The 6,120-nt window shown below is 69.8% G+C and carries 4 protein-coding genes and 1 pseudogene; 2 read left to right on the top strand and 3 right to left on the bottom strand.

Annotation, left to right across the window (positions count from 1 at the left end):
• Window positions 1–137 (bottom strand): annotated as a pseudogene (locus tag ACFW16_RS35710) (S-(hydroxymethyl)glutathione dehydrogenase); the annotation flags it as partial.
• A gap of 287 nt (window positions 138–424) precedes the next feature.
• Here ACFW16_RS35710 and ACFW16_RS35705 point away from each other — a divergent pair.
• On the top strand, window positions 425–1,528 hold the full coding sequence (locus ACFW16_RS35705) for an FIST N-terminal domain-containing protein (RefSeq protein WP_380313863.1): 1,104 nt from the start codon (window positions 425–427) through the stop codon (window positions 1,526–1,528).
• A gap of 3 nt (window positions 1,529–1,531) precedes the next feature.
• The gene (locus ACFW16_RS35700) at window positions 1,532–4,219 is read left to right on the top strand and encodes a NahK/ErcS family hybrid sensor histidine kinase/response regulator (RefSeq protein WP_380313862.1); all 2,688 of its coding nucleotides are present in this window, start codon (window positions 1,532–1,534) and stop codon (window positions 4,217–4,219) included.
• Window positions 4,220–4,337: 118 nt separating this feature from the next.
• Here the strand turns inward: ACFW16_RS35700 and ACFW16_RS35695 are convergent, their stop codons facing one another.
• Window positions 4,338–4,991, bottom strand: a complete 654-nt coding sequence (locus ACFW16_RS35695) for a response regulator (RefSeq protein ID WP_380313861.1) — start codon at window positions 4,989–4,991, stop codon at window positions 4,338–4,340.
• A 119-nt stretch (window positions 4,992–5,110) separates the two neighbouring features.
• A complete protein-coding gene (locus tag ACFW16_RS35690) occupies window positions 5,111–5,848 on the bottom strand; it encodes an SDR family NAD(P)-dependent oxidoreductase (protein WP_380313860.1) in 738 nt (245 codons plus the stop codon).
• Between the last annotated feature and the right edge of the window lie 272 nt (window positions 5,849–6,120).

The following is a 6,120-nucleotide window of genomic DNA, read 5'->3' as shown; positions in this document are numbered from 1 at the left end:
GTGAACTCGTCGGTGTGGCAGATCCCGGTCGCCTTGATCTCGACCAGCACCTCCCCGAACTTCGGGCCCTCCAGGTCCACCTCCATGATCTCCAGAGGCTTCCCTGCGGCGACGGCTACCGCGGCACGCGTCTTCATCGGCTTCCTCCTGTCTGTCGCGCCGTCCGGTGCGGGCGCGTGCCCGGGTCGCGCCACGGCCGTTCGTACCGGCGCCTGAACCTCCGGAAAACGGTACCGGCAAAGAAACGCCCGCCGGAATAGGACTTTGGCACAAGCGCGAACCGGCCCAATAATTGGACCTTGGATCAGTGGTCCCCGCGAGAGGGGCCCGATAAGCTTCTCGGGAGGAAGCGATGCCCCAAGCCAGCCAAGCCAAGGAGAAGACGGCCGTCGTCAGCCCAAGCGGCATCCGTCGGGGAATGAGCATGAAGGCGTCGACGGAGGACGCGGTCGAGGAACTGCTGGCGGCGATCGCCCAGGACCGGATGGAGATGGTCCTGCTGTTCTGCTCGCCGACCTACGACCTGCCCGCGGTCTTGGCCGAGATCGGCCGGCGCGCGCCGGAGGTGCGGGTGCTGGGCTGCACCACCGCGGGCGAGATCACCCCGGCCGGCTACCGCCAGGGCACGATCACGGGCATGAGCCTGTCCGCCGAGCATTTCGCCACCTCGGTCCTGCTGATCGAGCCGATGAGCTTCGAGATCGCCGACGGCGCCGCCCTGGCCAAGACCCTGCTGGCCGAGCACGAGGCCCGCCACCAGCACCGCTTCGACCCGTCGCGCAGCTTCGCGCTCCTGATCAATGACGGGCTGTCGATGCATGAGGAGATCATCGTCAGCGCGCTGGGCGATGCGCTCGGCGAGATCCCCCTGGTCGGCGGCTCGGCCGGCGACAACCTGGCCTTCCGCGAGACCGCGATCTTCCTCGACGGCAAGGTGCTGTCGAGCGCCTCGCTGCTGGTGCTGGTGTCGACCGACCTGGCCTTCCGGGTGTTCGAGCGGCAGCATTTCCAGGCGCTGGACCAGAAGATGGTGGTGACCCGGGCCGACCCGGCGCGGCGGGTGGTGATGGAGATCAACGCCGAGCCGGCGGCCGAGGAATACGCCCGCATGATCGGGCTGAATCCCGACGAGCTGACGCCGCTGGTCTTCGCCTCGCACCCGCTGGTGGTCAAGGCCGGCGGCCGCCACTATGTCCGCGCCATCCAGCGGGTCGACGGCGACGGCTGCCTGCACTTTTTCTGCGCCATCGACGAGGGAATCATCCTGAGCGTCGCAAAGAGCGGCGATCTGGTCGCGAATCTGGCGTCGCTGTTCGACGAGCTGCGCGCGGAATTGGGCAGCATCGACGCCGTGATCGGCTTCGACTGCGTGCTGCGCTATGTCGAGATGGAACAGCGCCAGATGCTGACCGAAGCCTCGAAGATCATGGCCCAGAACAACGTCGTCGGCTTCAACACCTATGGCGAGCAGTTCGGCATGATGCATGTCAGCCAGACCTTCACCGGGATCGCCTTCGGGCCGGGCTGAGCCATGAGGCGGGAGGCGGCGCAGCAGGATCGGACTGAGGGCGGCCAGGAGGCCGATCTGGAGCGCCGCGTCGCCAAGCTGTCGGAGATCAACCGCGCCCTGATGCAGCGGGTCGAGCACAGCCTCGACATGCAGGGCAACGCCTACCAGCTGTTCCAGACCGCGATCCTGCTGGACCAGAAGGTGCGCGACCGGACGCGCGAGCTGGAGCACGCGCTGAAGGCGGTCGAGCAGTCGAACCTGGAGCTGAGCGAGGCGATCGTTGCCAGCCGCACGGCGCAGAACCGGCTGCAGGACGCGATCGACAGCATCTCCGAAGGCTTCGCCATCTTCGACCCGGACGACCGGCTGGTGCTGTTCAACCGCCGCTTCCTGGACTTCTGGCCGCAGCTGACCGACAGCATCCGGCCCGGCCTGTCGCTGGGGGCGCTGATCCGCCTCGGCCTCGATGCCGGCATCATCCAGTCGGACGGGCTGACGCCGGAGGCCTGGATGGCCGAGCGCCGGCTGCAGCGGGCCACCACCCGCGACGGCGGCGCCCAGCGCTGGGTCTACGCCCTGGCCGACGGCCGCTGGGTCCAGGTCAACGACCGGCGGTCGACCGAGGGCGGCATCGCCTCGATCTACACCGACATCACCGACGTCAAGGACGCCGAGCGGCAGGAGCGCGAGAAGGCCCTGGCCGAGCGCTCGGCCCATCTGCAGGCGACGCTGGAGAGCATGTCGATCGGCGTCGCCGTGTTCGACCGCGACCAGCGCCTGGTCACCGCCAACCGGCGCTACGGCGAGCTCCTGGAGCTGCCCGCCGAGCTGCGCCGGGCCGGCGCCTCCTACCGCCGGTTCCAGGAGTTCAACGACGCCCGCGGCGCCCCGGCGCTGGGCACCGCCTCACCGATCGGCCCGGGCTCGGCCCGCGGCGCGACCCGCGGTTCGGGCCCGCCGTCCGAGGTGGCGCTGAACGGCCGCTGGTTCGAGGTCAAGGGCGACCCGATGCCCGATGGCGGCTTCGTCACCTCCTATGTCGAGATCACCGAGCGCAAGATGGCGGAGGAGGCGCTGCTGGACAGCGAGCAGCGGATCCGGCTGTTCGCCAATGCGGTGCCGACCATGATCTCCTATGTCGACCGCGACCAGCGCTATCGCTTCGTCAACCGCGCCTACCGCGCCGCCTATGCGCCGAACGGCACCCCGATCCTGGGCCAGACGCTGCGCGCGGTGCTGGGCGACGCCGAATACGGCCCGCGCCAGCCCTTCATCGAGCGCGCTTTGGCCGGCGCCACCGTGACCTTCGACCTGCCGCTGCCGGGGTCGGACACCGAGCCGCGCTTCGGCTTCGCGACCTATGTGCCGCACCGCAACCACCGCGACGAGGTGGTGGGATTCTTCACCCTGATCCAGGACATCACCGAGCGGCGGCGGGCCGAGCGGATCCTGGAGGCGGCGAACGAGGAGCTGGAGCGGCGGGTGCATGAGCGCACCGCCACCTTGTCCCGGCTGAACGAGGCGCTGTCGGCGGAGGTGGAGAAGCGCCGCCGCATCGCCCGCGAGCTGCGCGTCGCCAAGACCGAGGCGGAGCGCGCCAACATCAGCAAGACCAAGTTCCTGGCCGATGCCAGCCACGACCTGCTGCAGCCCTTGAACGCCGCCCGGCTGTTCGTGGCGACGCTGGAGGACACGGCGCTGCCGGCCGAGGGCGAGGCCCTGCTGGGCAAGATCGACCACGCGCTGGAGAATGTCGAGGAGCTGCTCAACATCCTGCTCGACATCTCCAAGCTCGACGCCGGCCGGGTCGGCGCCAACCTGCAGAGTGTGCCGCTGCCGCCGCTGATGGAGGCGCTGCACGACGAGATCGCGCCGCTGGCCCAGCGCAAGGGGCTGGGCTTCACCCTGCTGCCCTGCTCGCTGACCGTCTGCTCCGACCCGCAGCTGCTGCGCCGCCTGCTGCAGAACTTCCTGACCAACGCGGTGCGCTACACCCCTGCCGGGCGGATCCTGTTCGGCGCCCGGCGCCGCGGCGGCAAGGTCGAGCTGCAGGTGATCGACACCGGCATCGGCATCCCGCAGGAGCGGCTGGACGAGATCTTCGAGGAGTTCCGCCGGCTGGACGGGCCGGAGGGCAGGGCCGAGCCCGGCCAGAAGGGCTACGGCCTCGGCCTGTCGATCGTGCGCCGGATCAGCCGGCTGCTGGGCACCGAGGTCAAGGTGCGCTCGACCGTGGACCGCGGCTCGGCCTTCTCGGTGGTGGTGCCGCTGACCGACCCGGCGCAGGACTGCCTGGGGCCGCAGCCCGCCGCGGCCGCGGTGGTGCCGGGCGCGGTCGACCGGGTGCGGGTGCTGGTGATCGACAACGACCCCGCCATTCTCGACGGCATGGCCCGGCTGCTGCGCAGCTGGGGCTGCCGCGTCGCCGCCGCGGCCGACAGGACCGGGGCGGAGGCGCGCATCGGGGCGGAGGGCTTCCGGCCGGACATCGTCCTGGCCGACTACCACCTCGACGCCGGGCAGCGCGGCACCGATCTGATCATCGGCCTGCGCCACGCGCTGGACGAGGAGATCCCGGCCGCGGTGATCACCGCCGACCGCAGCCCGGAGGTGCAGTCGATGGTGCAGGCGCTGTCCGGCGTCAGCCTGCTGACCAAGCCGATCAAGCCCGCCCGGCTGCGGGCATTGATCGCGTCGGCGCGGCGGTGAAGGCTGCCGGGATGCCGCCTGGACGTAGGTTGGGTTCGCGGCACGCGAACCCAACATCGCGCAGCCGGAACCATTGTTGGGTTCGCTGTCGCGAACCCAACCTACGCCGGGGCCCGTGTCAGAGAGCCCGGCGATACTTCTGGAACAGGATCACCGCCTGGGTGCGGCTGGAGACGCCGAGCTTCTGCAGCAGGCTGGAGACATGCGCCTTGACCGTGGTGATCTGGACGTCGATGGCGTAGGCGATCTGCTTGTTCAGGAGGCCTTCGGCCATCAGCTCCAGCACCTTGCGCTGCTGGTTGGTCAGGAGCTCGAACCGGCAGCGCACCGCTTCGTCCAGCGGCTCGTCCTCCTCCAGCTCGCCCGGCCCGATCACGTCGAGCCCTTCCGACGGGGTGTAGCTGCCGCCGTCGAGGATGGCGGAGATGGCGGAGACGATGGCGTCGCGCGACAGCGATTTCGGGATGTAGCCGACGGCGCCGGCATCGAAGCATTCGCGCATCACGAAGCTGTCGGCCAGGGCCGAGATCACCGCCACCGGCACGTCCGGCCGCCGGGTGCGCAGCGAGCGCACGCCCTTGACCCCGTTCATCCCGGGCATGCGGAGGTCGAGCAGGATCAGGTCGATGTCCATCACCGAGGCGATGCGGTCCACCGCCTCGCCGAAGGTGCCGCTCTCGAGCACGTCGACCTGATCGTCGAGCGACTTCAGCGTGCCGACCAGGGCCTCCCGGAACATCGGGTGATCGTCAGCGACCAGGACCGTGCGCATCGGCGGCATCCTTGTCTCGGCGGCAAGTGTGGAATTGAACGCCGCGGGACTCGGCGGGTCAAGCGGGAAGCATCGGCATTGGCCTTTGGTCCAAGGCGGGGCGAACCCGGCCGCGAGGGTCAGAACCCGACCCCGCCGTTGATCTGGATGATCTCGCCGGCCAGGAAGGAGGCGCGGTCGGAGGCCAGATAGAGCACCGCCTCGGCCACGTCCTCGGGCGTGCCCTCGCGGCGCAGCGGCGTGCGCTCGACCACCGCGGCGCGGCCCTGCGGCGTGTTGAAGACGTCGTGGAAGCGGGTGCCGATCAGCCCGGGGGCGACGCCGTTCACCCGGATGCCGAGCGGCCCGACCTCCTTGGCCAAAGCGCGGGTATAGGTCGCGACCGCGCCCTTGGTGGCGGCGTAGTGCGAGGCGCCGGGCCCGCCGCCGTCGAAGGCGGCCAGCGACGCCATGGTGACGATGGCGCCCGTGCGGCGCGGCTCCATCGACCGCAAAGCCGCCTGGCAGCACAGGAAGGTGCTGGTCAGGTTGACCGCGATCGCCCGCTGCCACAGCTCCAGGGTCGTGTCGACGCAGCGGCTGCGCTGCAAGAGGCCGCCGGCATTGGCGAACAGCACGTCGAGGGGTCCGAGCTCGCGTTCGGTGCGGGCGAAGACCTCGGTCACCTCCTCCGGCCGGGTCAGGTCGGCCGGCAGCGCCAGAGCCTTCAGCTCCGCCGACAGCACCTCGGCCTCGTCCCGGCTGGTGGCGTAGGTGAAGGCGACCCTGGCGCCGGCTTTGGCGAAGGCGCGGGTGGCGGCGGCGCCGATGCCCGAGGCGCCGCCGGTGACGAGCACGACCTTGTCCTGGAAGCTCATGGGAGGTCCTCTTGCTGGAGTTTCAGGGCGACGAGCCCTTGTCGCCATGCCGGGTGCCGTCCTGATTGCCTCTCTCGCTTGCGAGGCCTTTTCAGAATAGCTGGAGCTCGCTTCTTTTCTTGTCCCCCCTCCCCTTGCGGGAGGGGGCCAGGGGGAGGGGTCTGCGCGCGTCCGCGCGCGTATGGGTGTTGGTACGACTCAAACTCCACGGCCCGGTTTCCCCCCAGCCCACTCACTAATAAAACACTTAAGCACACCACACGAACAATAGT

The sequence above is a fragment of the Inquilinus sp. NPDC058860 genome, from assembly GCF_042743185.1.
Taxonomy (GTDB): domain Bacteria; phylum Pseudomonadota; class Alphaproteobacteria; order DSM-16000; family Inquilinaceae; genus Inquilinus.
Note: the sequence above shows the minus strand (reverse complement) of the source record. Positions and strands in the feature narration are given on the sequence as shown.